This window comes from Thermus thermophilus (assembly GCF_019974155.1).
Taxonomy (GTDB): Bacteria; Deinococcota; Deinococci; order Deinococcales; family Thermaceae; genus Thermus; species Thermus thermophilus_C.
Genome location: NZ_AP025158.1, coordinates 241,279 through 267,978 on the forward strand (window position 1 = coordinate 241,279; position 26,700 = coordinate 267,978).

Consider the following 26,700-nt stretch of genomic DNA (forward strand, 5'->3'; position numbering starts at 1 on the left):
GCTGGCGGCGTTATCCTAGGTGGGCCGACGGTCTTGGCCTCGCGGGAGAACTTCTCGTTTCAGGCGGAGACGGACCAAAACAACAATACGGTTTACACCTACAGCTACCAGATCGTCCTCTACGCCCTTCCGGGCTCCGGGGCGGGCACGGTGATCCTCCTGGACGCCTCGGAGAACCAACTGGAGGCCCCCTTCCTCATCCCCGAGGCTTGTCCGCCCAGCAACCCCAACCCTTGCGGGCCTTACACCCGGGAGGTGGTGAAGAAGTCCTCCGCGCCCTTGACCCCGGTGCAGGCGGTGAAGTACCGGACCATTTCGGCCAACGGGCAGTCCAAAGTGGTCCCCCTGAACGCCCCGATAGAGCTCTACTAGGGCTAAGAGGCTGTCGTAAAACCCTTCCACGGCCAGCTACGCGGCCCTAGCCAGCCGCTTCACCAACAAGCGTAGCATGCCCAGATACACCCAGGCCTCGCTCACCCCAGGGTTGGCTTCATAGTCCTTGGCGAGCCGCCGATTCCGCCCCAGCCAGGCGAAGGTCCGCTCCACCACCCACCGCTTGGGCAAGGGCTTGAACCCCATCTCCCGCGGAAGCTCCGGCGCCTCTTCCCCCTCTCGCACCCATACCCCACGCACCCCCGCGTAGGGACGGGCCACCACCTCAAGCTCCAGCCCCAGGGAAGAAGCGAGCCCCTTGAGGCCCCGGTACCCCCAGTCCACAAACAGCTTCCGCACCCTTGGCCAAAGGGAGAGGTCCATCCCCAGGAGCAAGGCCTCCCCACCCCGCTTGTCGTGCTCGTTGGCCGGGTGGACGAAGGCCTTCAGCAAGCGGCCCCCCGTGTCCGTCAGGATCTGGCGCTTTCTCCCCTTGACCTTTTTGGCCCCGTCGTTCCCTCGGGGCCCCCTTTTTCCGTGGTCTTCACGGACTGGCTATCCATCACCAGAGCGCTGGGCGAAGCTTGCCTCCCTTCTCGCTCCCGGTCCTGGCGGGCCAGGGCCTGGACGGCCTTCTCCCAAATGCCTTCCTTCTGCCACTTGCGGAAGTAGTGGTAGACGGTGGACCAGTGGGGCAGATCATGGGGCATGGCCCGCCACTTGATGCCGTTCTCCAGGACGTAAAGGATGGCGTTAACGATTTCTCTCCTCGGCACCTTGGCGGGGCGGCCGCCGGGCTTGGGGGCTGGGATGAGGGGCTCCAGGAGGGCCCACTCCGCATCGCTGAGGTCGCTGGGGTAAGATCGTCTAGAGCTCACCCCTCAAGGATACCACCCTTTTACGACAGCCTCTAAGTGCCAACCCCTTATCATCTCAACATGGCAGCCCCACTTCGGATCCAGCTGACCCCTGAGGAGGACCGGCTCCTCCTGGAGCTCTCCCTGGACCCAAGGACCCACAAGAAGACCCGCCTGTGGGCCATGATGGTCCGCCTGGCCGCCCAGGGCTGGACCGCCCCAAGGATCGCCCAGCACTTCCACAAGGACCGCACCACCGTCTACCTCGTCCTCAGGCGCTTCCTGAGGGAGGGCCTCCAAGGCCTCGTCTACCGCAAACCCCCGGGAACCCCCAGGAAGTTCACCCCGGAGATGGCCGCCTTCGTGGAGGAGAAACTGGCGGAAGATCGGGTCTGGACCGCCCCGCAACTTGCGGAGGCCATAGCCGAGCGCTTCGGGGTCCGCCTGGCCCCCAAGGTGGTGGCCCGGCACCTCAGGGCCATGGGGTATGTGTGGAGACGGACGCGGTACGTGCCCAGGGGTAAACCGGAGGCGGAGGAGGTGGAAGCCTTTGTGAAGGAGGAAGAGGAGGCAAAAAGGGGGCTCAGGAGGGGGTGATGGAGGTGGGGTACTTGGACGAGAGCGGGTTCGCCCTGACCCTGCCTCCCACGTACGCCTGGTGCCGGAGGGGGGAGGCGAAGGGGGTGCCGCGGGCGTGGGGCAAGGAGGGGCGGGTGAACGTGGTGGGGCACCTGGTGCGGGGCCGGGAGGGGGAGCGGCTTTTCTTTGCCCTTTTGGAGGGGCCGGTGCGGTGGGAGGTGGTGCGGGGGTATCTGGACCGGGTGGCCGAGGGGTTGACCAAGCCCCTGAAGGTTTTCCTGGACAACGCGCCTTTCCACCGGTCCCGTGGGGTGGAGGGGAGGAGGGGGGTGTGGCGAGGGCGGGGGCTGGAGGTGGCCTACCTGCCGCGGTACAGCCCCCATTTGAACCCCATGGAGAACATCTGGCGGCGGGTGAAGGGGTTTTTGATGCCGAGGCGGCACTACGGGAGCCTTGAAGAGCTGAAGGACGCGGTAGTGCAGGCCCTAAAGGCCCTGGGGGGTGTGGAGTTGAAAATCTCGGGGGAGGGCACTTAGCCCGAGGTAGAGTGGGCTTTGGCCCCGGGTTTTTCCGGGGCCTTTGCTTATACTGGGGGGTGTGACCGACCTCGAGGCCCCCCTCCGCCGCTTTGAAGAGGCCCTTTCCGAGCTCGTCCAGTCCGATGTCCTCTTCATCCGCCTCATCCACCAGGACCTGGTGACGGCGGGGGGTAAGCGCATCCGGCCTAGGCTCGTCTTCCTGGCCTCGAGGGCCTTAGGAGGGGCGCCCTTTGAGCTGGAGCTCGCCCTGGCGGTGGAGCTCCTCCACTCCGCCACCCTCCTCCACGACGACCTCATTGACGACGCCGAAACCCGCAGGGGCAAAGAGGCGGCCTTCCGCAAGTACGGGAACGCTGTCTCCGTGCTCTCCGGGGACTTCCTCCTCTCCCGGCTCCTCCACGTGATCGCCAAGACGGGGCGGATGGAGCTGGTGGAGCGGTTCGCCGAGGTGGCCAAGACCCTCGCCGAAGGCGAGGTCCTCCAGTTCCAGGTGGCGGCCCTCGAGGACTACTCCCTGGAGAACTACGAGCGGATCATCACCGCCAAGACGGCGGTCCTCATGGCCCTCGCCACGGAGGGCCCCGCCCTCCTCCTCGGGGCGGAGAGCGGGGTGCGGGAGGCCCTTTACCGTTACGGCCTCCTCTACGGCCAAGCCTTCCAGATGCGGGACGACTACCTGGACCTCATGGGAAGCCCGGAGGTCTTGGGCAAGCCCGTGGGCGGGGACTTGCGGGAGGGCAAGGCCACCCTCATCCCCCTCCTCCTCATGGAGCGCTACCCCGAGGTGCGGGAGGTGCTCAGGCGCCGGGCCCGGGAGGCCGGGGACCTGGAACGGGTGCGGGCCCTGGCCCGGGAGAGCGGGGTGGCCGAGGAGGCGGTGCGCCGCATCCGGGAGCGGGCCGAGGCCGCGGCCCAGGCCCTGGAGGCCCTGCCTCCGAGCCCCTTCCGGGAGGCCTTGCGCGAGCTCGCCCTAAAGGAGGCGGAGCGGGTCCGCTAGGGTATGCTTAGGGGGATGAAGGTGGTCCTGGCCACCTCCAACCCCGGGAAGGTGCGGGAGCTCAAGGAGGGCCTTGCCCCCTTGGGCTGGACCCTCCTCACCCTGGCGGACTTCCCCTTGCGCATGCCCAAGGAGGAGGGGGCCACCTTCCTGGAAAACGCCCTCCTCAAGGCGGCGTACGTGGCCAAGGCCACGGGGCTTCCCGCCCTCGCCGACGACTCCGGCCTCGAGGTCTACGCCCTCGGGGGCGAGCCCGGGGTCTACTCCGCCCGCTACGGGGGGAGGGCCACGGACCGGGAGCGGAACGTCTACCTCCTGGAGAGGATGCGCCACCTCAAAGGGGAAGAGCGCAAGGCCCGCTTCGTGGCCGTCCTGGTCCTGGCCTACCCCGACGGGCACGCCGAGGCCTACGAGGGGAGCGTGGAGGGGCTGATCCTCGAGGCCCCCCGGGGGGAGGGGGGCTTCGGTTACGATCCCCTCTTCTACGTCCCCGAGGCGGGGAAGACCTTCGCCGAGATGGGCCTAGAGGAGAAGGCCCGCTACACCCACCGGGGAAAGGCCCTTAGAGCTCTCCTGGAGGCCTACAAGGAGGGGCCTCCTCCCCGGGAGATTTCCCAGCTGGAATGAACGTCCTCTCCCCCCACATCGCCCTCTACCGCCTCTTTGACGTGGCCGACGAGATTGACCTAGGCCGCCTGTCCACACCCCGCCTTCGCCTTTCCCGGGCGAGGCTTGGGGCGGTGCGCTTTGAAAACCCACCGGGGGAGATGGAGCTTGGGGTGCGGAGCGTGGAGGGGCTTTCCGGCCTCCTCACCGCCAGGCTCTACGAGTTCGGGGTGGTCTCCCTCTCCTTCCGCATCCACCTGGGGGAGCGGGTGCCCTGGGAGGCCTTTTTGGAGAAGGGGCTCAGGATCCCCGAGCTTCCCTTCTGGGAGGGGTTCTTCCTGGCGGAGCTCGCCGCCCTCGAGCCCCACCTCCGAGGGGCCCTTCTCCGCCCCGAGGAGAAGCGCCTCTCCGAGGAGTTCGTGGTCTACCACGCCCTGGGGCTGGAAGGGGAAAAAGCCTTCCGCCCCTCGGTGGACCTCACCCCCCTATGGATGGGGGCCGAGGAGGAGTTCGCCCCCGAGGTGCGGCGGGAGATGGAGCGCTACCGCTACAGCTATTCCACGGAGGACCTGGCCCTCTTGGGCTTTGACCGCGTCCTCATCCTGGACTCCGAGGGGATCTGGGACGTGGCCGACCTGGTGGAGTTCGTCCACGCCCAGCTTCTGGAGCTTTCCTACTACGACCGGGTGCTCACCGAGGAGCTGGAGTTGGTTCCCCAGGTCCTAAGGCACCGGGGGCTTTGGGGGTACGGGAGGCTGCAGCGCCTCCGCCGCCGCCTCATGGCCCGGCACGCGGAGATCGCCGACGTGAAGGCCCGGATGGAGGGGGCTTTGCGCATCACCGAGGACCTTTTCTACGCCAAGATCTACCGGGCGGCCTTGGAGCTCTACGGGGCCCACGAGCTGGAAAGGAGCGTGGAGGAGAAGCTCAGGGTCCTCGAGGCCACCTACGAGATGGTGACCGAGGAGGTGGCCCACCTCCGCACCCAGGCGGTGGAGGTGGCCATCCTGGCCCTCATCGCCTTTGAGGTGGTGCGGGCCTTCCACTAAGGGGACTTGTGTCCCGGTCTGGAGGTGGTATACTTTGCCCCGAAGGGCGCGGGAAAAACCTTCAAAAACCTTCCTTGAGGAAGCGCTACCACGCGCCCGGAGGTGGAGTATGAGGAAGCTCGTTCCGGCATTGGCCCTAGGCCTTTCCCTGGCCCTCGCCCAGGGGAAGATCACCGTCTGGACCCACTTCGGCGGCCCCGAGCTGGAGTGGCTCAAGGAGCAGGCCCGGACCTTTGAAAGGACCTCCGGCACCAAGGTGGAGGTGGTGGAGGTCCCCTTCGGGGAGATCAAGCAGAAGTTCATCCTGGGCGCCCCCCAGGGCCAGGCGGCGGACCTCGTGGTCACCGTGCCCCACGACTGGGTGGGGGAGATGGCCCAGGCCGGGGTCCTCGAGCCCGTGGGCAAGTACGTAACCCAAACCTACCTCGCGGACCTTCAGGGCGTGGCGGTGGAGGCCTTCACCTTCGGGGGGCGGCTTTTTGGCCTGCCCGCCTTCGCCGAGAGCGTGGCCCTCATCTACAACAAGAAGTACGTGAAGGAACCCCCCAGGACCTGGGAGGAGTTTTTGGCCTTGGCGCAAAGGCTCACCACGGGTTCCACCTTCGGCTTCCTCTACAACATCGGCGACCCCTACTTTAACTTCGGCTTCTTCAAGGCCTTCGGCGCCGAGAACGTCTTCGCCAAGGACGCCAAGGGCAACCTGGACCCCAGCAAGCTCCTCATCGGGGGCGAGGCGGGGGAGAAGGCCCTCCAGTTCATCAAGGACCTCCGCTTCAAGTACAACCTGGTCCCCGAGGGGGTGGACTACGGGGTGGCGGACGGGGCCTTCAAGGACGGGGCGCTGGCCATGATCCTCAACGGCCCCTGGGCCCTGGGGGACTACAAGAAGGCCAAGGTGGATTTCGGCATCGCCCCCTTCCCCACGCCGCCCGGGGCCAGGGGGGCCTGGGGGCCCTTCCTGGGGGTCCAGGGCGTGGTGGTGAACGCCTACTCCAGGAACAAGACCCAGGCGGTGAACTTCGCCAAGACCCTGGTGACGGGGCGGAACCTCGTGGCCTTCAACCAGGCGGGCGGGCGCATCCCCGTCTCCAAGAGCGCGGTGAAGCAGCTGGAGAAGGACCCGGTGGTGGCGGGCTTTTCCAAGGTCTTCCCCTTGGGCGCCCCCATGCCCAACATCCCCGAGATGGGCAAGGTCTGGGGCCCCTGGGGGAACGCCATCAGCCTCGCCATCCAAAAGCCCGACTCCAACGTGAAGAAGATCGTGGAAGACATGGTGGCCGAGATCAAGAAGGCCATCGGCAAGTAAGGCCTATGCCCGCCCCCCACGGGACCTCCTTCCCCCGTGGGGGGCGTATCTTTAGACCATGAAGCACCCTCCCGGACTCAAAGGCTTCCTCCTGGCCATGGGGCTCCTCCTGGGGCTTCTCCTCTTCTCCACGGGGGTGGGCCTCCTGGCCTACTTCCTCCTGGAGGCCCGCTTCGCCCCACCGGGCTGGACCATCCTGGTGGTGGCCCTCCTGGTCCTGGTCCCGGGGGCGGTGGGGGTGGGAAGGCTCTTCCCCTGGCTTTCCGACTGGTACTACTTCCTCCCCGCCCTGGCCTTCCTCCTGGTCTTCACCCTCTACCCCGTGGGCCTCACCGTGTACCTGGTCTTCACCGACTACTCCGGAGCCAAGAACGGCTTCCCCGACCGCTCCACGGAGACGAAGGTGGTGGCCCAGGAGGGGGCGAGGCTCGTCCTCGAGGCCCCCGCGGCGGAGGCCCTGCGCTGCGACCCCTGCCAGGGGGTGCCCGTGGAGGTCTACGCCCAAGGGCACCGGATGCGGGCCAGGGTCCTCGAGGCCAAGGGGGAGGCCCTCCTCCTTGACCGCACCCCCCCCTTCCGCGCGGAGTTCGTGGCCAAGGTGAACGCCTTCCGCTTCGTGGGCCTCAAGAACTTCGCCTTCATCCTCTCCCAGGCGAGCCAGGCCCTCTTCCCCGTCTTCCTCTGGAACGTGACCTTCGCCACGGCCACCGTGCTCCTCAACGCCCTCGTGGGCCTTCTCCTGGGCCTCATCCTCAACAACAAGGGCCTTAAGCTTCGGAACTTCTACCGCACGGCCCTCATCGTCTCCTGGGCCCTGCCCGGCGTGATCACCGTCCAGGTCTGGGTGGCCCTCCTCAACTACAACTTCGGGGCCATCAACCGCCTTCTCGGGGTCTTGGGCCTCTACCCCATTCCCTGGCTCAACGACCCCGACTGGGCCAAGGTGGCCATCCTCCTCGTCAACCTCTGGCTCGGCTTCCCCTACATGATGACGGCCACCCTGGGGGCCCTTTCCACCATCCCCGACGAGCTCTACGAGGCGGCCAAGGTGGACGGGGCCACCCCTTGGCAGGCCCTCCTCCGCATCACCCTCCCCCTCCTGGAGAAGCCCATGTTGCCCATCCTGCTCTCCTCCTTCGCCTTCAACTTCAACAACTTCTACATCATCTACCTCCTCACCGGGGGTGGCCCGGCGCAGGAGGGGAGGCTCGCCACCGCCCAGGCCACGGACATCCTCATCTCCTGGGCCTACAAGACGGCCTTTAGCGCCGAGGGGCAGTCGGCCTACGGCCTGGGGGCGGCCATTAGCCTCCTCATCTTCGCCATCACCGTGGCCATCAGCCTGGTGAACTTCCGGGTGACCGGGGCGCTGAGGGAGGTGAAGTAGGTGCGCAAGCTCGTGGCCTTTCTCCTCACGGGCCTCGCCCTCTACGGGGTCTACTGGTTCGCGGCGAACCGCCTTTTTGACGAAGGGTCCTACCGCAAGCAGGTGGCCTTCGGGAGCGTCTTCGTGCCCTATGGTTGGGCCTACGCCCTGGGCTTCCTCGGGGCCTTGGTCCTCCTCGTCCTCCTCTATAGCCTTCTCTACACCGCCCTCGTAAACCGCCTCCGGGGAAGGCGGAAAAGCCCCTGGCCCCTTTTCCTCCAGGGGGTGACCCACCTCTTCCTCTGGGTCCTGATCCTCCTCGTCTACTACCCGGTGGTCCAGGTGGTGGCGGCGAGCTTTGACCCCACCAACAACCTCTTCAGCTTCAAGAGGCCGGAAACGGGCTTCCTCCTCCTGGACGCCAAGGTCATCCCCTACCTGCCCAACCCCTCCTTGGAAAACTACGCCAAGCTGGTGGAAGGGGTGGTCCTCTACCCTTACCAGGTGGTCCTCGCCCTCCTCGCGGGCCTAGCCCTCCTGGGGGTGGGGGTCGTGGGCCTTCTCCGCAGGCTTCTTGCCCCCGAGGCGTGGATGGACCTCTGGCAGGGGAGGCTCCTTTTCCTCATGGCCCTTTCCGTCTTCGCCCTCGCCCTCTCCCTCTCGCCCAGGCAGTTCACCGGGCAGGGCACGGAGACCAAGTTCCTCCTCTGGGTGCGGAACACCTTCCTCATCTCCGGCCTCACAGGGCTTCTCGCCGTCCTCCTCACCGCCACGGCGGGGTACGCCTTCGCCCGCTTCCGCCACCTGCCCGGCCGCTACCCCATGCTCCTCTTCTTCATCTTCGTGCAGATGTTCCCGGGGTTCTTGGCCCTGGTGGCCATCTACTACCTCCTCTCCCGGCTGGACCTCCTGAACACCTTCACCGGGCTCGTCCTGGCCTACTCCGGGGGGATCATCAGCTTCGGCACCTGGGTCTACAAGGGCTATCTGGAGAGCATCAGCCCGAGCCTCGAGGAGGCGGCCATGGTGGACGGGGCCACGAGGTGGCAGGTCTTCACCAAGATCCTCCTTCCCCTCTCCGCCCCCATGTTCGTCTTCATCTTCCTCCTGCAGTTCGTGGGCACCTACTCGGAGTTTGTCCTGGCCAACCTCGTCCTCACGGGGGTGGAGAGCTGGAACGTGGGCGTGGGCTTAAGGAGCTTCACCACGGGGCAGTTCCAGACCAAGTGGGGCGTCTTCGCCGCGGCGAGCGTCTTGGGCTCCTTACCCATTCTTTTCCTCTTCTACGGGTTCCAGCAGTACTTCGTTTCCGGCTACACCGCGGGGGCCGTGAAAGAATAAGGGCATGGACCTGGAGACCCTCAGGGCCAGAAGGGAGGCCGTGCTAAGCCTCTGCGCCCGCCACGGGGCGGTGAGGGTGCGGGTCTTTGGCTCTGTGGCCCGGGGGGAAGCCCGAGAAGACAGCGACCTGGACCTCCTGGTGGCCTTTGAGGAGGGGCGCACTCTTCTGGACCATGCCCGTCTAAAGCTGGCCCTGGAGGGGCTCTTGGGGGTGCGGGTAGATATCGTGAGCGAGAGGGGCCTGGCCCCTAGGCTCCGGGAGCAAGTCCTGCGGGAGGCCATCCCTCTATGAGGAACCCCCGGGAGAGGCTTCTGGATATCCTGGAGGCCATTGCCCGTATTGAGCGGTACGCCGCTCTGGGGAAGGCACGCTTTTTGCAAGACGAGCTGGTTCAGGTCTGGATCGTGCACCACCTAGAGCGCATCGGGGAGGCTGCGGCCAGGCTGGGACGGGAGTTTCACGAGGCCCACCCGCACATCCCCTGGCGGGAGATGGTGGCCATGCGCAACCTCCTCGTCCACGAGTACTTCAGCGTGGACTTGGAAGAGGTCTGGTCTACTGTGGTCCGGGATTTGCCCGCGCTAAAGGTTCAGGTACAAGCCCTCTTGGAGGTTGATTCTTGAATCACCACGACCTGGAACACGTTGACCCCCCCTTTCCCGAGCTCGGGGAGGAGGTGGAGCTTTTCCTGGAAACCGAGGCCCGGGAGGGGCTTCTCCTCTACGAGCGGGACGGGGAGCTCCACGAGAAGCCCATGGAGCCTTGGGAAAGGGGCCTCAGGGCGCGGGTTCCCGTCCACGCGAGCCCCTTCCGCTACGTTTTCCGCCTCCCCCAAGGCTACCTGGGCAGCCACGGCCTGGAGAAGACCCTGCCCCGCTACGACCGCTTCTTCCACCTCCTCGCCAAGCCCCTTCCCCCGGAGTGGGCCCTGGGGACGGTCTTCTACCAGATCTTCCCCGACCGCTTCCGCCAAGGGCGCCCGGAGCTCGCCCCCAAGGAGGGGGCCTGGCTTTACGGGGGGAGGCCCATCCGCAAAAAGGCCTGGAATGAACCCCCCGGGGAGGACGGGGCGCGGGAGTTCTACGGGGGGGACCTCTTTGGGGTCCTCGAGGCCCTCCCCTACCTGGAGGCCCTTGGGGTGGAGGCCCTCTACCTCACCCCCATCTTCCAAAGCCCCTCCAGCCACCGCTACGACACCGAGGACTACCGCCGGGTGGACCCCCACCTGGGCGGGGAGGAGGCCCTTAGGGCGCTCTACGAGGCCCTCGAGGCCCGGGGGATGAAGCTCATCCTGGACGGGGTCTTCAACCACGTGGGGGCGACCCACCCCTGGTTCCAGAAGGCCCTTGAGGACCCCTCCTCCCCCGAGCGGGGGATGTTCACCTTTTACCCCGACGGCACCTACGCCAGCTTCTGGGGGGTGAGGCACATGCCCAAGCTGGACTACGCCTCGGCGCTCACAAGGGAGCGCTTCGTCTTCGGCAAGGAGGCCCCCGTCCGCCACTGGATGCGCCTCGCCCACGGCTGGCGGCTGGACGTGGCCCACTCCATCGGGGAAGGGGGGACGAACCGGAAGAACGCCCGCTGGCTCAGGGCCCTGGCCCGGGCCGCCAAGGAGGAGCGGGAAGACGCCCTGGTCTTCGGGGAGCTCTCCTACGACGCCGTCCCCACCCTAAGGGCCCACACCCTGGACGGGGCCATGCACTACGCCGGCTTCGCCCACCCGGTGATGGCGTGGCTTTCGGGGCGGGACCTCCACGGCAACCCCGTGGAGCTGGAGGCCGAAGACCTTTGGCGGGTCCTTTGGGACCACTACGCCGCCCTTCCCCTCCAGCTCCGCCACAGCATGTACACCCTCCTCTCCTCCCACGACATCCCCCGGGCCCTCTGGCGCCTTAGGGGGGACAAGGAGCGTTTCAAGACCGCTTATGCCCTCCTCTTCGCCTTCCCCGGAAGCCCCGCCGTCTACTACGGGGACGAGGTGGGCCTCTCCCAGCCCAACCCCTACGAGGTCTGGCGGGGGGACCCCTACTGCCGCGCTCCCTTCCCCTGGGACGAGGCCCTTTGGGACAAGGACCTCCTCGCCTTCCTCCGGCGCCTCATCCTCCTTAAGAAGACCCACCCCGCCTTGAGGCTCGGGGGGCTCCTCCCCCTCGAGGCCCCCCCGGGGGTCCTGGCCTTCAGGCGGCGCCACCGGGGGAAGGAGGTCTGGGCCTTCTTCGCCAAGGAAGGGGTGCGCCTTTCCCTTCCCCGGGGGGTGGACCTCCTTTCGGGAAGGGAGGTGGCGGGGGAGGTGGAGGCGCGGCACCTCCTCCTGGAACCTTTAGAATGAAGGGGATGCGCCTTAAGCGGTTTAAGGGGAAGGTGCGGCGGGTGGCGCGAAAGAAGGTTGAGGCCCCGGTGGACCTCCTTGCTGAAGCGGAGGCCCTTCATAAGGAGGGCGCCGGCGCGCAGGGCTTTCGGGAGCGGCTACGTGCCCTGATAGAAGGGGTTCAGCGCCGCTGGGAGGCCCTGAGCCTCGAGGAGAGGGAGCGACTGCTCTCCCAGATCACGGCCCTCCTGGCCCTGCTTCCCGCGGGGAGGCTTGGGCGGTTGGGCCTTCTCGTGGCCAAGGGGGCAAAGCTTGGGGCGAATAAGGAGGTTCTTTCCCTGCTCCTTAAGCTCCTGAAACGCTAGGCCCGGGGTATACTCTTTCTTTGTGCGGGACGTCCTCGAGGTCCTGGAGTTCCCCCGGGTGCGGGCCCTCCTGGCGGAGAGGGCCAAGACCCCCTTGGGCCGGGAGCTCGCCCTGGCCCTCGCCCCCCTTTCCCGAGAAGAGGCGGAGCGGCGGCACGAGCTCACGGGGGAGGCCCTCCTCTACCCCTACGCCCTCCCCGAGGCGGGGGCCTTAAGGGAGGCCTACGGGAGGGCCCTCGCGGGGGCGAGGCTTTCCGGCCCCGAGCTCCTAAAGGCGGCCAAGGCCCTGGAGGAGGCCATGGCCCTAAAAGAGGAGCTCCTTCCCCTGCGAAACGCCCTAAGCCAGGTGGCGGAGGGCATCGGGGACCACACCCCCTTCCTGGAGCGGGTGCGGAAGGCCCTGGACGAGGAAGGGGCGGTGAAGGACGAGGCGAGCCCCAGGCTCGCCGAGATCCGCAAGGAGCTTAGGCCCCTCCGCCAAAAGATCCTGGACCACCTCTACGCCCTCATGGACCGCCACCGGGAGGCCTTCCAGGACCGCTTCGTCACCTTAAGGCGGGAGCGCTACTGCGTCCCCGTGAGGGCGGGGATGGCCCAGAAGGTGCCGGGGATCCTCCTGGACGAGTCCGAGTCGGGGGCGACCCTCTTCATAGAGCCCTTCTCCGTGGTCAAGCTCAACAACCGCCTCCAGGCCCTGAGGCTCAAGGAGGAGGAGGAGGTGAACCGCATCCTCCGGGACCTCTCCGAGAAGCTCGCTAAGGACGAGGGGGTGCCGAAGACCCTGGAGGCCCTGGGCCTTTTGGACCTCGTCCAGGCCCAGGCCGCCTTGGCCCGGGACCTGGGGCTTTCCCGCCCCGCTTTCGGGGAGCGGTACGAGCTCCACCGGGCCTTTCACCCCCTGATCCCAAACCCCGTGCGGAACTCCTTCGCCCTGGACGGGAAGAACCGCATCCTCCTCATCTCCGGGCCCAACATGGGGGGGAAGACCGCCCTCCTCAAGACCCTAGGCCTCGCCGTCCTCATGGCCCAGTCGGGCCTCTTCGTGGCGGCGGAGAAGGCCCTTTTGGCCTGGCCCGACCGGGTCTATGCCGACATCGGGGACGAGCAGTCCCTCCAGGAGAACCTCTCCACCTTCGCCGGGCACTTAAGGCGCCTCAAGGAGATGCTGGAAGAGGCCACCCCCAATAGCCTCGTCCTCATTGACGAGCTCGGAAGCGGCACCGACCCCGAGGAGGGGGCGGCCCTTTCCCAGGCCATCCTCGAGGCCCTCCTGGAGAGGGGGGTCAAGGGGATGGTCACCACCCACCTCTCCCCCCTGAAGGCCTTCGCCCAGGGGAGGGAGGGGATCGGGAACGCCTCCATGCGCTTTGACCTCGAGGCCCTCCGCCCCACCTACGAGCTCGTCCTCGGGGTGCCGGGGCGGAGCTACGCCCTGGCCATCGCGAGAAGGCTCGCCCTCCCCGAGGAGGTCCTTAAGCGGGCCGAGGCCCTTTTGCCCGAAGGGGGGCACCTGGAGGCCCTTCTGGAGAGGCTCGAGGCCGAGCGCCTGGCCCTGGAGGCGGAGCGGGAGCGCCTGAGGCGGGAGCTTTCCCAGGTGGAGAGGCTGCGCAAGGCCCTGGCCGAGCGGGAGGCCCGTTTTGAGGAGGAGCGGGCGGAGAGGCTTAAGGCCCTCGAGGAGGAGGTGCGGGCCGAGCTCCTCAAGGTGGAGGCCGAGCTCAAGGCCCTCAAGGAGAAGGCCAGGGCCGAGGGCAAGCGGGACGCCCTCCGGGAACTCATGGCCCTCCGGGAGCGCTACGCCAAGAAGGCCCCGCCGCCCCCGCCCCCCCCGGGCCTCGCCCCCGGGGCCCTGGTGGAGGTGCCGTCCTTGGGCAAACGGGGCCGGGTGGTGGAGCTCAGGGGGGAGGAGGTCCTGGTCCAGGTGGGCCCCCTGAAGATGAGCCTCAAGCCCCAGGAGGTGAAGCCCCTTTCCGAGGCCGAACCGGGCAAGCCCCTCCTCGCCAAGCCCCGGCGGGAGGTGAAGGAGGTGGACCTCCGGGGCCTCACGGTGGCCGAGGCCCTCCTGGAGGTGGACCAGGCCCTGGAGGAGGCCCGGGCCCTGGGCCTTCCCACCCTCCGCCTCCTCCACGGCAAGGGGACGGGGGCCTTAAGGCAGGCCATCCGGGAGGCCCTCCGCCGGGACAAGCGGGTGGAAAGCTTCGCCGACGCCCCGCCCCACGAGGGGGGGCATGGGGTTACCGTGGTGGCGCTTCGGCCTTGAGGGCCTTGACCACCTCCTCTGGCTCGTCCAACAGGCGGAAGAGCCCGAGGTCCTCCGGTCCCACGGCCTTTTGCTCCCGGAGGAAGGCGAGCCAGCGGACGAGCCCTTCCCAGTAGCCCCGGTCCAAAAGGAAGACGGGGAAGGGGTGGACCTTCTCCGTCTGGATCAAGACCAGGACCTCGGAGAGCTCGTCCAAGGTGCCGAACCCCCCGGGCAGAAAGACGAAGCCCACGGCGTAGCGGACGAAGAGGACCTTGCGCACGAAGAAGTAGCGCAAGGAGAGGGCGTGGGTCTGGTAGGGGTTGGACCGCTGTTCGTGGGGAAGCTCTATGTTCAGGCCCACGCTCACGCCGCCCGCCTCGTAGGCCCCCCGGTTCACCGCCTCCATCACCCCGGGTCCGCCCCCTGTCACCACCCCGAAGCCCGCCTCGGCCAGGGCCTTGCCCAGGCGGTAGCCCATCTCGTAAGCGGGGTGGCCCTCGCCGAAGCGGGCAGAGCCGAAGACGGAGACCAAGGGCACCTGGAGCTCGGAGAGGGTTTCAAAGCCCTCCACGAACTCCGCCAGGATGCGGAAGAGGCGCCAGCTGTCCTCGTGGTGGAGCTGGTCAATGAGGGGCTTCTTGGGCATGCCCTAAGCCTACCCCTTCCCCGGGCGGGCCTAAAGCTCCTCCAGGCTCACCCGGTGCACGGCCTCCACCCTTTCCCCCAGGCGCTCGGCCAAGGCCCGGTAGGCCTCCGGGTCCCCGGTGACGAAGTGGAAGGTCCGGCCCCGGCCCTCCGGGTTGAGGAGCCCTTCGGCCTCGAGGGCCCTCGCCACCTCCTGGGCGGTGAGCTCGGCGGAGTCCAGGAGGACCACCCCAGGGAGGACCGCGCCGATGGCCCCCTTGAGGAAGGGGTAGTGGGTGCACCCCAGGATCAGGGCCTCGAGGTCCTTGGGGGCGTCCTCGAGGTAGTGGCGGGCCACGAGGAGGGCCACGGGGTCGTCCCATAGGCCCTCCTCCACCAAGGGGACGAAGAGGGGGCAGGCCTGGGCCCAGGCCAGGTCCACGTACCTGGGGTAGGCCCCGCTTTCCACGGTGGCCTGGGTGCCGATGAGGCCCACCTTCCGGAAGCCCCGGGCGGCCCTGGCGGCGGGCTCCACCACCCCGAAGACCGGCACGGAAAGGTCCTCGGCGAGGTCAGGCAAGGCGGCGGAACTCGCCGTGTTGCAGGCCACCACGATGGCCTTCACCCCTTGCCGCAGGAGGAAGCCCGCGATCTCCCAGGCGAAGCGGCGCACCATGGCGAGGGGCTTGCCGCCGTAAGGCACGCGGGCCGTGTCCCCGAAGTAGAGAAACTCCTCCCGGGGCAGGAGGCGGCGGAGGGCCTTGAGCACCGTGAGCCCCCCCACCCCGGAGTCAAAGACGCCGATGGGGGCCTTGGGGTCCTTCACGGGCCCCCATCCTACCTCCCTGGACGGAAAAGGGGGGGTGCTATACTATCAGGGTTGCCCCGAAGGGGGCATCGGGGTAAAGGAGGTGCGCGCGTTGAGGCTGGTCACGTCTGAATCGGTTACCGAGGGGCACCCGGATAAGCTGGCCGACCGGATCTCCGACGCCATCCTGGACGCCCTCATCGCCCAAGACAAGAAGGCCCGGGTGGCGGCAGAGACCCTGGTGACCACCGGGCTCGTCTTCGTGGCGGGGGAGATCACCACCGAGGGGTACGTGGACATCCCCAACCTGGTGCGCAAGACGGTGCGGGAGGTGGGGTACACCCGGGCCAAGTACGGCTTTGACGCCGACACCTGCGCCGTGCTCACCGCCATAGACGAGCAGTCCCCCGACATCGCCGGCGGGGTCAACCTCTCCTACGAGTGGCGGGTGCTCAAGTCCACGGACCCCCTGGACCGGGTGGGGGCGGGGGACCAGGGGCTCATGTTCGGTTACGCCACCGACGAGACCCCCGAGCTCATGCCCCTTCCCATCACCCTGGCCCACCGCCTCACCATGCGCCTCGCCGAGGTGCGGAAGACGGGGCTCCTGCCTTACCTCCGGCCCGACGGCAAGGCCCAGGTCACCGTGGTCTACGAGGGGGATAAGCCCCTTTACGTCAAGACCGTGGTGGTCTCCGCCCAGCACTCCCCCGAGGTAGAGCAGGAGCAATTGCGGGAGGACCTGATCCGGGAGGTGGTGCGCCAGGCCATCCCCCCGGAGTACCTGAAGGACGGGGAGACGGAGTACCTCATCAACCCCTCGGGCCGCTTCATCCTGGGCGGCCCCCACGCGGACACCGGCCTCACGGGCCGGAAGATCATCGTGGACACCTACGGGGGGGCGGTGCCCCACGGGGGCGGGGCCTTCAGCGGCAAGGACCCCACCAAGGTGGACCGCTCCGCCAGCTACTACGCCCGCTACATGGCGAAGAACATCGTGGCGGCAGGGCTTGCGAGGAGGGCCCTCGTGGAGCTCGCCTACGCCATCGGCAAGGCCAGGCCCGTTTCCCTCAGGGTGGAGACCTTCGGCACCGGGGTCCTGCCCGACGAGAAGCTCACGGAGATCGCCAAGAAGGTCTTTGACCCGAGGCCCCTCGCCATCATTGAGGAGCTGGACCTCCTGCGGCCCATCTACACCCCCACCTCGGCCTACGGCCACTTCGGCCGCCCGGGCTTCCCCTGGGAGGAGACGGACCGGGTGGAGGCCTTGAGGCGGGAGGCGGGGCTTTGAGGCCACCCCATGCGGGCTTAGGCCAGCATAGGGGTAAGCGTCCGTGCGCTTAGGAAGAGCTTTTGGGGCCCCCACCGCGGCGAAAGCCGCGGTGGGGCACTTATTTGGGGGCCGCCTCCACCCGGTTTTTCCCCTTGCGCTTGGCCCGGTACATGGCCTCGTCCGCCCGGCGGAGGAGGGAGAGGGGCGAGTCGGTGGGGCTGGCCTGGGCCACGCCCAGGCTGGCGGAGAGGTGTTCCACCGGGGGCACCTTCAGGGCCGCCACCTTTTGGCGGAGCCGCTCCGCCAAGTGGATGGCCTGGGCCAAGGAGGTTTCCGGCATAACCACGGCGAACTCCTCGCCTCCCAGGCGCACCGCCCGGTCGCTCTGGCGCACGTGGCCCTCGAGGCAAGCCGCCAGGGCCTTGAGCACCCGGTCCCCCACCTCGTGGCCGTAGGTGTCGTTGATCCCCTTGAAGCCGTCCAGGTCCAAGACCACGAGGGAGAGGGGGCGGCCGTAGCGTTGCACGCGGAATAGCTCCCGCTCCAGCACCAGCTCCAGGTAGCGCCGGTTGCGAAGGCCCGTGAGGAAATCCGTGTAGGCGTCCAGCTGGGCTTCCAGATACCCTTCCTTCAGCTGCACCAGCAGGTAGAGGAGGCCCACGTAGGCCAGGTTGGCCCCGAAGAACTGGGCTAAGGCGTTGAGGTGGATGGCCTGGAAGTGCCCTCGGAAGGTGCCCAGTAGGGCCAGGAGGAAAAGAGCCATGAGGTAGAGGAAGGCCAGGCGTACCGCTTTCCGAGCGGGGAAAAAGAGGTAGCTGGAGAAGTAGAAGAAGGGCACCCAAAAGGCGGCGGGGGAGAGGCCCATGGGGTTGGGCTGGAAGAGGAGCTGGTAGCCCAGGGTGGAGAGGAGGTAGGAGGCGACGAGGGCGTGGGCGGTGGGGATGGCCCACCGGGCCGAGGAAGGAAGGCGCCAAAGGAGAAGGGCGAGGAGGAGGAAGCCTATCCCCATCAGGGGCAGGAAGACCCGGTCCACGGGGTCCACGCCCCCCGGCCTCGAGGCCCAGTAGGCTACCCCCGCGAGGAGGGCTCCCAGGGGGAGAAGCCAGAGGGCCATCCGCCGCCGAACCGGGTTCAAGGGGTCCAGGAGCTCGAGGGTGGGGTGCAAGCTACCCTTAGCGTACACCTTCCTTGGGGCCATCACGGCCCCATCCTGCCCCTTCTCCCCTTAAGGGGGCCTTAACGCCCCTCAGTCTTCCAGATAGGTGTACCCCTGGAGTTCCCGGGTGTACCGCTCCAAAAAGGTCCCCTTCTCCGCGGGGGAGAGGCGGCTTTGCCGCACCAGGCGCTCCACCCCGAGCATCAGCTCCCGGGCGGTGAAGCCCATCTTCTCTATCACCCGCTCCGCCGTCTCCCCTCCCACGAAGCGCTCTATGGCGAAGCCCTCCTCCTCCACCCGCACGTGGGCCTCCCCCACCTGGCCGAAGAGGTTGTGGTTGCTCCCGAGGACGTCCTGGTACGCCCCCACCAGGAAGACCCCAAGGTAGTAGGGCTCCCCGGGACGGACGGGGTGGACGGGCAGGGTCTGGCGCACGTCGTGGAGGTCAATGAAGCGGTCTATCTTGCCGTCCGAGTCGCAGGAGATGTCCACCAGGGTGGCCCTCCGGGTCGGGGGCTCCAGCAGGCGGGAGAGGGGCACCACGGGGAAGAGCTGGTGGATGGCCCAGGCGTCGGGGAGGCTCTGAAAGACGGAGAAGTTGCAGACCAGCTTGTCGGCGAGGAGCTTCTCCAGGTCTTCCAGCTCGTCGGGGACGTAGGGGAGGCTCTGGGCGATGGCCTGGACCCGGCGGGCGATGTGGTAGAAGAGCTCCTCCGCCAGGGCCCGGTCCCGCAGGGAGACCAGGCCCAGGTCGTAGAGGGTCTGGAGGGTCTCCTTGTCGGCGAAGGCGTCGTGGTAGACCTCCTGGAAGTTCTTGGGGGAGAGGCTTTGCAGGCTCTCCCAGAGCTCCTTTACCAGGGGGTGGGCCTCGGGGGGCGGAGGGCTTGGCCGCGCCTCCCCGGGCGGGGCGATGACGTCAATCACCTGGAGGACCAGGACCTCGTGGTAGGCGGTGATGGCCCGCCCGCTCTCGGTGACCAGGATGGGGTGGGGTTCGCCCTGGGCCTCCACCACCTCCTTGGTGACGTAGACCAGGTTCTCGGCGTACTCGGAGAGGGTGTAGTTGGCCGAGGCGTAGAAGTTGGTCTTGGAGCCATCGTAGTCCACGGCCAGGCCCCCGCCCAGGTTGAGGTAGCGGAGGGGGGCCCCGAGCTTCCTGAGCTGCACGTAGGTCTGGGCCGCCTCTCGCACCGCGGCCTTGATCCGGCGGATGTCCGTGACCTGGCTGCCGATGTGGGCGTGGAGCATCACCAGGGCGTCCAAAAGGCCCTCCTCTTGGAGGACCTCCACCGCCCGCACGATCTCCGGGGTGGTGAGGCCGAACTTGGCGTTTTCGCCCCCGGAGGCCTCCCACTGCCCCGCCCCCTTGGCCTTGAGCTTGTAGCGGATGCCCAAGAGGGGTTTCACGCCGAGTTCCTTAGAAAGGCGGAGGACCCGGGAGAGCTCGGCGAACTTTTCCAGGGTGATCACCACGTTGCGGCCGAGCTTCCTCCCCATGAGGGCGAGGCGGACGAAGTCGTCGTCCTTGAAGCCGTTGGTGGTGATGAGGGCCTCCTCGGAGAGGTCCTGAGCCAGGATGAGGGCGAGCTCGGGCTTGCTCCCCGCCTCGAGGCCGAGGTGGTAGGCCTTCCCCGCCCGGGCCACGGTTTCCAGGACCAGGCGGCGCTGGTTCACCTTCACCGGGTAGACCCCCCGGTAGGTGCCCTGGTAGCCGTACCTCGCCATGGCCTCCAGGAAGGCCTCGTTGAGGGTCCGGACCCGGGTCTCGAGGATCTGGGGAAAGCGGAGCACGAGGGGCAGGGGCCTACCCTCGTCCCTCAAGGCCTCCACGATCTCCAAGAGGGAGGCCGCGGGGCCCTTGGGGCCCAAGGGGGTGACCTCCAGGTCCCCTTTCTCCCCCACCCGGAAGAAGCCCCCGCTCCAGTGGGGCACCAGGTAAAGCTCCTCCGCGTCCTTAAGGGTGAAGCGCTTGGCCACCTTCAACGCCCCTCAACCTCCTCCCCGAGTGTAGGCCCGGGAGGTGGGTTTGGGAAGACCCGCTCCGGGGCGAAGTAGGCGTACCCCTTCCCCGGGGGGAGGCGCTCGGGGTCCAGGAGGTAGAGGAAGGGGCCCTCCTCCGCGTTCACCACGGCCAGGCCCCGCTCAAGGAGGAGGGGCTTCAGGGGCGCAGGGGCCTGGAAGGCGATGGGGACCGGGCCGAGCTCGTTCTGGACCCCCTCGAGGAGGGGGAGCCAGGCCTCGAGGGCCTCCGGGGAAAGGTCTTCGGGGAGGAGGAGGCGGAGGGCGCCCGCCTTGGGGCCGAAGAGGCGGAAGCGCCGGAGAAGCCGCCTAAGGACGCGCCTTTCCTCCCCCGTGGGGCGGAAGGTGAGGTGCTTGTGGCCCACCGCGCTGAAGCGAAACCCCTCGGGGGCGAGGGCCCTAAGGCGGCTTATCGTCCCCACGTCCCCCACCCGGTGCCACCAGGAGAGCTCCACCGTGGGAAAGGCCTTGCGGTAGGCCTTGAACCCACCGGGGAAGCCCCGGTAGCCCCTGAGCCCCACCAGGATCTCGCTACCGGGCCTCAAGCCAGTACTCCAGGAAGGCCAGCCCCACCCGGGCCATGAGGGGGGTGAGGGTGTGGCCCGCCCCCTCCTCCACGAACCGGGCCAGACGGCCTTCGGGGTAGTGCGGCCTCAAGGCCTCCAAGGTCTTCTCCATCCGGGCCAGGGGGACGATGAGGTCCCGGCTGCCGTGGAGGTGGAGAAGGGGCACCCCTCCGTAGGCCTCCCCCCGGGTGGCGGGCGGGGCCTGGTAGAGGGCCAAGACCCCAGGGTCCTCCACCACCTGCCCCTGGGGGAGTTTCATGGGGAAGCCCGAGCCGATGAAGGCGAGGACCCCTCGAGGCCGGAAGCCCTCGGCGAGGAGGAGGTGGGCCACGAAGGCCCCCAGGCTCCCCCCGGCGAGGAAGAGGGGGAGGCCGAAGCGCCTTTCTGCCTCCTCCGCCACCCTCCGGGCCTCCTCCTTAAACCCCAGGGCCACCCGGTAGACTTCCTCCACGTACCGGGGGCTCTTGGAGGAGGGGGGAGGGCCCTCCCTTTCCCCGTGCCTCGGGGCGTCAAAGGCGAGGAGGAGGAAGCCCCCTTCCGCGTAGCCGGGGAGGAGGGAGAGGATGTGCTCCTTGGAGCCTTGAAGGCCGTGGAGGGCGAGGAGGAGGGCCTTGGGCGCCTCGGGGATCCGGGCGAGGACGGAAAGCCCCGCCAAGGTGAGCCGCTCGGTCCGCACCATCTAGGTAAACAGGCTGGACACCGACTCTCCCCTATGGATCCGCCAGATGGCCTCGGCGAACAGGGGGGCCACGGTGAGGGTCTTAAGCTTGGGGCCTTCCTTGGGGGGGCAGGTGTCCGTGGCGGCCACCTCCTTCACGGGGCTTTGGGCGATCCTCTCCAGGGCCGGGCCCACGTAGACCCCGTGGGTGGCGGCGGCGTAGACCTCCTTGGCCCCGGCCTGCATGAGGGCCTCCACCGCCTCCACCAGGCTCCCCGCCGTGGAGATCTCGTCGTCTACGATGAGGGCCGTCTTCCCCTCTACCTCCCCCACCAGCATCCGCACCCGCACCTCCGTGTCGGAGACCCGTTCCTTGTCAATGAAGGCCAGGGGAAGGCCGAGCCTGCGGGCGAGGGCGCTTGCCCGTTTGAGGTCCCCGGCATCCGGGGCCACCACCACGGCGTTTTCCAGGTCCACCCGGGTGGCGAAGTAGTTGGCGATCACGGGCTCGGCGGAAAGGTGGTCCACGGGGATCTTGAAGAAGCCGTGGACCTGGGGGGAGTGGAGGGTCATGGTGAGGACCCGGTCGGCCCCCGCCGTCTGCAGGAGGTCGGCGATGAGCCGCGCGGTGATGGAGATCCTGGGGGCGTCCTTCTTGTCGCTCCGGGCGTAGGAGAAGTAGGGGATGACGGCGGTGACCCGGGCGGCGCTCGCCCCCTTGGCGGCGTCCACCATCATGAGGAGCTCCATCAGGTGGTCCTGCACCGGGGGGACGAAGGACTGGACGATGAAGACGTCCCCCTCCCTCAGGCTTTCCTCGTAGCGGACGAAGAGGTTGTCGTTGGCGAAGCGCAAGGTGGTGCTCTTGCCCAAGGGGAGGCCTAGGGCCTCGGCGATGGCCTGGGCCAGGGGCCGGTTGGACTGGCCGGAGAAGATCAAGAGGGGGCGGTCCATGCCGTCCCCCAAGATACCATGCCCCCCTAAAGCGGGGTAATGGCCTCCTGAAGGGGGGTGGTGACCTCGGGGCCCGTGGGGTGGAGGTAGACATTCACCTCGGTGCGCACGCCGAAGGCCTCCAGGTAGACCCCGGGCTCCACGGTGAAGGCCAATCCCGGCACCAGGGGGCGGAGGTCGTGGGTTTCCAGGTCGTCCAGGTGGGGCCCGGAGCCGTGGACCTCCTCCCCCAGGTTGTGCCCGGTGCGGTGGCGGACGTAAGGGCCATAGCCCTCCTCCTCCAGGACCTTGCGGGCCAGGCGGTCCACCTCAAAGCCCTTGGGGTAGCGGCCTTCCCGGTAGGCCCTTTCCACGAAGGCGATGGCCTCGTCCCGCGCCCGGGCCACCGCCCGGAAGGCCCGGTGGGCCGCCTCCGGGGGCCTTTTCCCCGCCATCCAGGTGAGGTCGGCGTAGACCCCCCCAGGTACTTTGGCCCAGAGGTCCAGGAGGACCACCGCCCCTTCCTCCAGGCGGGCCTCGGAGGGCTCGTGGTGGGGGTTGGCGGCGTTTTGCCCGAAGGCCACCATGGGGGGGTGGTCAAAGACGAGCCCCTCCGCCTCCAGGGCCCGCACGAGCACCCCCTGGACCTCCCGCTCGCTGGCCTCGGGGTTTTGGCGCAGGAAGTCCAGGGCCAGGTCCTTGGCCCGGGCGAGGCCGGCCGCCGCCTTGCGGTGGCTTTGCAGCTTCCCTTCGTCCCAGGTCTGGAAGAGGAGGAGGAGGGGCCAGGAGGAGGCGAGCTCAAGGCCCAGGCCCCGGAGGAGGTCCAGGGTGCCCCCGTCCACCCGGGAGAGGTAGGGGATCTGCCCCCCCGGGACGTACTCCAAGGCCACGCGCCGAAGCCCCGAAAGGGTTTCGGAAAGGCTCTCCACGAAGCCCCTCCAGGTGTGGTAGGTCCTCCGGTTTCCGGGGAGGGGAGGGAAGAGGCTTGCCTCAATGGCGTGGCAGAGGAGGGTGGGCGCGCCTTCCCGGGGGATGAGGTAGGCGAAGCGGCGGGTGAAGTGGAGGTGGGCGAGGCCCAGGACCTCGAGGGCCAGGGGGTTGCTCCTTCCGAAGGAGAAGAGGAGCCAGCCCTCGAGGCCTTCCTCCTTCAAGACTTCCTGCACGCGGGGAAGGTCCATGCCCCCATGGTATCCCGAGTGGGCGTCGCCTCACCTTTCCCTACCCCTGCCGTGCTAGGCTTACGGGTAGGGAGGGAGAAGCATGGTAGAGGCACAGGAGGCGGTCATCCGCATCACCCCCCTGGCGGCGGAGAAGGCCAAGGAGATCCTCGCCCGCTACGGCAAGGAAGGCGCGGCCATTCGCGTCTACATCAAGTCTGGGGGGTGCTCGGGCTTCCAGTACGGCATGGCCGTGGACGAAAGGGAGCTCGAGGGGGACACCTTCGTGGAGATGCATGGGGTGCGCCTGGTGGTGGACCGGATGTCCCTGCCCTACCTCGTGGGCTCGGAGATTGACTGGGTGGAAAGCCTCATGGGCGGGGGCTTCACCGTGCACAACCCCAACGCCGCCAGCACCTGCGGCTGCGGCCACTCCTTCCGCACCAAGGACCAGGAAGGGGAGGCCCGCGCCTGCGGCCATTAAACCCCCGTTCCTTCGGGGGGCCCTGCCTGAGGGCCCCTTTAGCTTTTTCCCGGTTGACCTTAACCCGGCGGGTCGTATAATGGCCTCGGCCACTTAGACGGTGCCACGAAAGGAGGCGGTATGCAGAAGGTAGGTAAGCTGGCTGTACTCGGTATAACCGCTCTGGGCCTAGCCCTGGCGGGGCCTCAGGACAACAGCCTCGTCATCGGGGCCTCCCAAGAGCCCAGGGTCTTGGCGGGGGACTTCCTCTCGGTCATCTCCAACCAGGCCATCAAGTCGGAGATTGAGCAGTACCTCTTCGCGCCCTTCATCGGCTTCAACGCCAACAGCGAGAACTTCCCCGTTTTGGCCACCGAGGTGCCCACGCAGCAGAACGGCCGCCTGCGGGTCACGGACATCGGCGGCGGCAAGAAGCGCCTGGAGATGGACCTCACCATCCGCCCAGACGCCCGCTGGTCCGACGGCAAGCCCATCACCACCGAGGACGTGGCCTTCTACTACGAGGTGGGCAAGGCCAAGGGCATGCCCGTCCTTAACCCCGACTACTGGGAGCGGGTCCAGCTCCGGGTGCGGGATGCCCGCAACTTCACCGTGATCTTTGAACCCGCCTACTACTACGACACCTACGGCGGCACCTACGGCTCCCCCATCGGCTACGCCCCCAAGCACATCATGGGGCCCGAGTGGGAAAAGGTGAAGGCCGCCGCCCGGAACCTGGACCCCGACAAGGACGCGGAGAAGCTCAACGAGCTCTACCGCAACTTCTTCCTCAAGTTCGCCACCCCCCAGGCGCTGAACCGCGGGGCCATGGTCTACTCCGGGCCCTTCAAGCTCCGCCGCTGGGTGCCGGGGAACTCCATTGAGATGGAGCGGAACCCCAACTTCCCCATCAAGCCCGAGGGCGGGGAGAGCAAGTACGTGCAGAAGGTGGTCTACCGCTTCATCCAGAACACCAACTCCCTCCTGGTGGCGGTGATCGGCGGTTCCATTGACGCCACCTCCAGCGTCTCCCTCACCTTTGACCAGGGCCGCTCGCCCCAGCTGGCGCGGCGCGCCCCCGGCCGCTTTGACATCTGGTTCGTCCCCGGGGCCATCTGGGAGCACATTGACATCAACAAGTTTGAGAACTGCCAGGTGGTCAGGGACCTCGGCCTCAACGACAAGCGCACCCGCCAGGCCATCCTCCACGCCCTGAACCGGGAGGGCCTGGTGAAGGCCTTCTTTGACGGCCTCCAGCCCGTGGCCCACACCTGGATCGCCCCCGTCAACCCCCTCTTCAACCCCAACGTGAAGAAGTACGAGTTTGACCTGAAGAAGGCGGAGGCCCTCCTGGCGGAGATGGGCTGGAGGAAGGGGCCGGACGGCATCCTCCAGCGCACCGTGGGCGGGCGCACCGTGCGCTTTGAGATTGAGTACGTGACCACCGCGGGCAACGTCATCCGCGAGCGCACCCAGCAGTTCTTCGCCGAGGACCTCAAGAAGATCGGCATCGCCGTCAAGATCAACAACGCTCCTTCCGCCGTGGTCTTTGCCGACGACTTCATCCAGCGGGCTTCCGAGTGCAAGTGGACCGGGATGTTTGAGTTCGCCTGGGTGTCTAGCCTTCAGGAGGACGGCGGCCTCTTCCAGTACAGGAACCTGAACACCGGGGCCATCCTGGTCCCCACCAAGGAGAACAACTACCAGGGCCAGAACATCGGCGGCTGGCGGAACGACGAGTTTGACCGCCTGACGAGCCAGGGGGTCTTGGAGTTTGACCCCGAGCGGCGCAAGCAGCTCTTCTGGCGCGCCCAGGAGATCTGGGCCGAGGAGCTTCCCGCGCTTCCCCTCTACTTCCGCGCCAACCCCTACGTGGTGCGGAAGGGCCTCGTGAACTACGTGGCCAGCGCCTACGCCGGTGGCTATGGCTACCCCGGCTGGAACGCATGGGAGATCGGCTGGGAAAGCCGCGGCGCCGTGAAGAAGTGGGACCAGGCGAAGTACGCCCTTTCCACCAGGTAACCCGGGTGGTATAGTGAGGCCCGCTGGGCTTTAGCCCAGCGGGCTTTTTGATGGAATAAAGGGGAGGTACAAGGGTGTTCGCCTACACGGTGCGCAGGCTTTTGCAGATGATCCCCCTGCTCTTCGCCGCCAGCGTGGTGATCTACGCCCTTTTGGCCTTGCAGCCGGGGGACCCTTTGGACGAGCTCAGGCGGCAGAACCCCCGCATGACCGCGGAGCAGTTTGAGGCCTTGAAGCGGGCTTACGGCCTGGACCAGCCCCTCCACATCCGGTACTTCAAGTGGCTCAACCGGGCCTTGCGCGGTGACCTGGGCTACAGCCGTACCTACGGGATCCCGGCGGCGGAGTACGTCTTCGTCCAGCGCCTGCCCAAGACCCTCTTGCTCTCAGGCCTCGCCCTCACCCTGGCCCTTCTGGTGGCCATCCCCGTCGGGGTCTTCTCCGCCGTGCGGCAGTACTCCCTGGCCGACTACGCCATCACCTTTCTCTCCTTCGTGGGCTTTTCCATGCCGGTCTTCTTCCTGGGGATCCTCCTCCTTTACCTTTTCGCCATCGTCTTGCCGGAGAGTATCCCCGGCTTTCCCCGCTTCCCCACGGGCGGGGTGCCCGCGGTGCTCTGGGAGGACGTGCGCTCTGGGGCGGTGAGCCTCTGGGAGTTTTTGGGCCAGTGGGCCTGGCACCTCGTCCTCCCCGTCCTCACCCTCTCGGCGTTGCAGATGGCGGAGTGGACGCGCTTCATGCGGGCCTCCCTCCTCGAGGTCCTCTCCCAGGACTACATCCGCACCGCCCGCGCCAAGGGGCTCGCCGAGCGGGTGGTGCTCTACAAGCACGCCCTAAGGAACGCCCTCATCCCCATCGTGACCCTGGTGGGCCTCGCCATCCCCGGTGTCCTGGGCGGGGCCACCATCACCGAAACCATCTTCAGCTACCCCGGCATGGGCCGGGCCATCTTTGACGCTCTGGTGGAGAAGGACTACAACGTGGCCATGGCCGCCCTGGCCTTTCTGGCCCTGATGACCGCCCTCTTCAACCTCCTGGCGGACCTGGCCTACGCGGTGGTGGATCCCCGGATCCGTTACAGCTAGAGGTGCTT

The 26,700-nt window shown here is 67.6% G+C and carries 26 protein-coding genes; 17 read left to right on the forward strand and 9 right to left on the reverse strand.

Features of this window, described 5'->3' with window-relative positions:
* Positions 1-33: 33 nt before the first annotated feature.
* Positions 34-372, forward strand: a complete 339-nt coding sequence (locus tag TthTMY_RS01465) for a hypothetical protein (protein WP_223903342.1) — start codon at positions 34-36, stop codon at positions 370-372.
* A gap of 36 nt (positions 373-408) precedes the next feature.
* On the opposite strand, the gene TthTMY_RS01470 is transcribed toward TthTMY_RS01465, so the two are convergent.
* Positions 409-1,250 (reverse strand): IS5 family transposase gene (locus TthTMY_RS01470; protein ID WP_324615471.1). Its coding sequence is split into 2 segments (ribosomal slippage): positions 409-887 and positions 887-1,250, totalling 843 coding nucleotides; the frame shifts between segments, so codons are not numbered across the junction.
* 60 nt (positions 1,251-1,310) lie between these two features.
* Here TthTMY_RS01470 and TthTMY_RS01475 point away from each other — a divergent pair.
* The 12 genes from TthTMY_RS01475 (at position 1,311) to mutS2 (ending at position 13,946) form a co-directional block, all read left to right on the forward strand.
* Positions 1,311-2,344 (forward strand): IS630 family transposase gene (locus TthTMY_RS01475; protein ID WP_096411667.1). Its coding sequence is split into 2 segments (ribosomal slippage): positions 1,311-1,800 and positions 1,800-2,344, totalling 1,035 coding nucleotides; the frame shifts between segments, so codons are not numbered across the junction.
* Between the two features lie 61 nt (positions 2,345-2,405).
* Positions 2,406-3,344, forward strand: a complete 939-nt coding sequence (locus TthTMY_RS01480; protein WP_096411669.1) for a polyprenyl synthetase family protein — start codon at positions 2,406-2,408, stop codon at positions 3,342-3,344.
* Positions 3,345-3,359: 15 nt separating this feature from the next.
* Positions 3,360-3,971: an RdgB/HAM1 family non-canonical purine NTP pyrophosphatase gene (rdgB, locus tag TthTMY_RS01485; RefSeq protein WP_172844666.1), complete on the forward strand. Its 612-nt coding sequence runs from the start codon at positions 3,360-3,362 to the stop codon at positions 3,969-3,971.
* Positions 3,968-4,999 (forward strand): hypothetical protein, encoded by a 1,032-nt coding sequence (locus TthTMY_RS01490; RefSeq protein ID WP_223903343.1) that lies wholly within the window; start codon positions 3,968-3,970, stop codon positions 4,997-4,999. The genes rdgB and TthTMY_RS01490 overlap by 4 nt, the downstream gene beginning before the upstream one ends.
* A gap of 109 nt (positions 5,000-5,108) precedes the next feature.
* A complete protein-coding gene (locus TthTMY_RS01495) occupies positions 5,109-6,305 on the forward strand; it encodes a maltose ABC transporter substrate-binding protein (protein ID WP_223903344.1) in 1,197 nt (398 codons plus the stop codon).
* A gap of 58 nt (positions 6,306-6,363) precedes the next feature.
* Positions 6,364-7,692, forward strand: coding sequence for an ABC transporter permease subunit (locus TthTMY_RS01500; RefSeq protein ID WP_096411675.1), 1,329 nt, complete (start codon positions 6,364-6,366; stop codon positions 7,690-7,692).
* Positions 7,693-9,012: a sugar ABC transporter permease gene (locus TthTMY_RS01505; RefSeq protein ID WP_223903345.1), complete on the forward strand. Its 1,320-nt coding sequence runs from the start codon at positions 7,693-7,695 to the stop codon at positions 9,010-9,012. It abuts the gene before it with no gap.
* Between the two features lie 4 nt (positions 9,013-9,016).
* Positions 9,017-9,304 carry a nucleotidyltransferase family protein gene (locus TthTMY_RS01510; protein ID WP_011173685.1) on the forward strand — a complete coding sequence of 96 codons (288 nt, stop codon included), beginning with the start codon at positions 9,017-9,019 and terminating at the stop codon, positions 9,302-9,304.
* The gene (locus TthTMY_RS01515; RefSeq protein ID WP_096411677.1) at positions 9,301-9,636 is read left to right on the forward strand and encodes a DUF86 domain-containing protein; all 336 of its coding nucleotides are present in this window, start codon (positions 9,301-9,303) and stop codon (positions 9,634-9,636) included. Before TthTMY_RS01510 ends, TthTMY_RS01515 begins: the two co-directional genes overlap by 4 nt.
* Positions 9,633-11,345: a glycoside hydrolase family 13 protein gene (locus tag TthTMY_RS01520; protein WP_172844667.1), complete on the forward strand. Its 1,713-nt coding sequence runs from the start codon at positions 9,633-9,635 to the stop codon at positions 11,343-11,345. Before TthTMY_RS01515 ends, TthTMY_RS01520 begins: the two co-directional genes overlap by 4 nt.
* Before the next feature lie 5 nt (positions 11,346-11,350).
* The gene (locus TthTMY_RS01525) at positions 11,351-11,689 is read left to right on the forward strand and encodes a hypothetical protein (protein ID WP_223903346.1); all 339 of its coding nucleotides are present in this window, start codon (positions 11,351-11,353) and stop codon (positions 11,687-11,689) included.
* 22 nt (positions 11,690-11,711) lie between these two features.
* Positions 11,712-13,946: an endonuclease MutS2 gene (gene mutS2, locus TthTMY_RS01530; RefSeq protein ID WP_096411680.1), complete on the forward strand. Its 2,235-nt coding sequence runs from the start codon at positions 11,712-11,714 to the stop codon at positions 13,944-13,946.
* On the opposite strand, the gene TthTMY_RS01535 is transcribed toward mutS2, so the two are convergent.
* Together TthTMY_RS01535 and murI are read right to left on the reverse strand one after the other, a co-directional pair.
* The gene (locus TthTMY_RS01535; protein ID WP_096411682.1) at positions 13,921-14,574 is read right to left on the reverse strand and encodes a TIGR00730 family Rossman fold protein; all 654 of its coding nucleotides are present in this window, start codon (positions 14,572-14,574) and stop codon (positions 13,921-13,923) included. The two genes, mutS2 and TthTMY_RS01535, sit on opposite strands and share 26 nt — an antisense overlap.
* Positions 14,575-14,604: 30 nt before the next feature.
* The gene (murI, locus tag TthTMY_RS01540; RefSeq protein WP_096411684.1) at positions 14,605-15,378 is read right to left on the reverse strand and encodes a glutamate racemase; all 774 of its coding nucleotides are present in this window, start codon (positions 15,376-15,378) and stop codon (positions 14,605-14,607) included.
* A 94-nt stretch (positions 15,379-15,472) separates the two neighbouring features.
* Between murI and metK the strand changes: the two genes are divergently transcribed.
* Positions 15,473-16,651 (forward strand): methionine adenosyltransferase, encoded by a 1,179-nt coding sequence (metK, locus tag TthTMY_RS01545; RefSeq protein ID WP_038038694.1) that lies wholly within the window; start codon positions 15,473-15,475, stop codon positions 16,649-16,651.
* A 100-nt stretch (positions 16,652-16,751) separates the two neighbouring features.
* Here metK and TthTMY_RS01550 read toward each other — a convergent pair whose 3' ends face one another.
* From TthTMY_RS01550 to TthTMY_RS01575, 6 genes are read right to left on the reverse strand one after another with little or no spacing between them, the layout of a single operon-like run.
* Entirely contained in the window at positions 16,752-17,831 is a 1,080-nt protein-coding gene (locus tag TthTMY_RS01550; RefSeq protein WP_096411686.1) for a GGDEF domain-containing protein, read from the reverse strand.
* A 48-nt stretch (positions 17,832-17,879) separates the two neighbouring features.
* Positions 17,880-19,772 carry a biosynthetic arginine decarboxylase gene (gene speA / locus TthTMY_RS01555; protein ID WP_223903347.1) on the reverse strand — a complete coding sequence of 631 codons (1,893 nt, stop codon included), beginning with the start codon at positions 19,770-19,772 and terminating at the stop codon, positions 17,880-17,882.
* Complete coding sequence (locus tag TthTMY_RS01560; RefSeq protein WP_223903348.1) at positions 19,769-20,353, reverse strand: DUF72 domain-containing protein; 585 nt, start codon at positions 20,351-20,353, stop codon at positions 19,769-19,771. The genes speA and TthTMY_RS01560 overlap by 4 nt, the downstream gene beginning before the upstream one ends.
* Positions 20,340-21,053: an alpha/beta hydrolase gene (locus TthTMY_RS01565; protein ID WP_096411688.1), complete on the reverse strand. Its 714-nt coding sequence runs from the start codon at positions 21,051-21,053 to the stop codon at positions 20,340-20,342. Before TthTMY_RS01565 ends, TthTMY_RS01560 begins: the two co-directional genes overlap by 14 nt.
* Complete coding sequence (locus TthTMY_RS01570) at positions 21,054-21,986, reverse strand: ribose-phosphate diphosphokinase (RefSeq protein WP_096413082.1); 933 nt, start codon at positions 21,984-21,986, stop codon at positions 21,054-21,056.
* A gap of 26 nt (positions 21,987-22,012) precedes the next feature.
* The gene (locus tag TthTMY_RS01575; RefSeq protein WP_096411690.1) at positions 22,013-23,143 is read right to left on the reverse strand and encodes a M24 family metallopeptidase; all 1,131 of its coding nucleotides are present in this window, start codon (positions 23,141-23,143) and stop codon (positions 22,013-22,015) included.
* An 82-nt stretch (positions 23,144-23,225) separates the two neighbouring features.
* Between TthTMY_RS01575 and erpA the strand changes: the two genes are divergently transcribed.
* From erpA to TthTMY_RS01590, 3 genes are all read left to right on the forward strand, one after another.
* Positions 23,226-23,606, forward strand: coding sequence for an iron-sulfur cluster insertion protein ErpA (gene erpA, locus TthTMY_RS01580; RefSeq protein WP_096411692.1), 381 nt, complete (start codon positions 23,226-23,228; stop codon positions 23,604-23,606).
* A gap of 120 nt (positions 23,607-23,726) precedes the next feature.
* On the forward strand, positions 23,727-25,607 hold the full coding sequence (locus tag TthTMY_RS01585) for a peptide ABC transporter substrate-binding protein (protein ID WP_096411694.1): 1,881 nt from the start codon (positions 23,727-23,729) through the stop codon (positions 25,605-25,607).
* A gap of 74 nt (positions 25,608-25,681) precedes the next feature.
* The gene (locus tag TthTMY_RS01590; RefSeq protein ID WP_096411696.1) at positions 25,682-26,692 is read left to right on the forward strand and encodes an ABC transporter permease; all 1,011 of its coding nucleotides are present in this window, start codon (positions 25,682-25,684) and stop codon (positions 26,690-26,692) included.
* Positions 26,693-26,700: the final 8 nt, after the last annotated feature.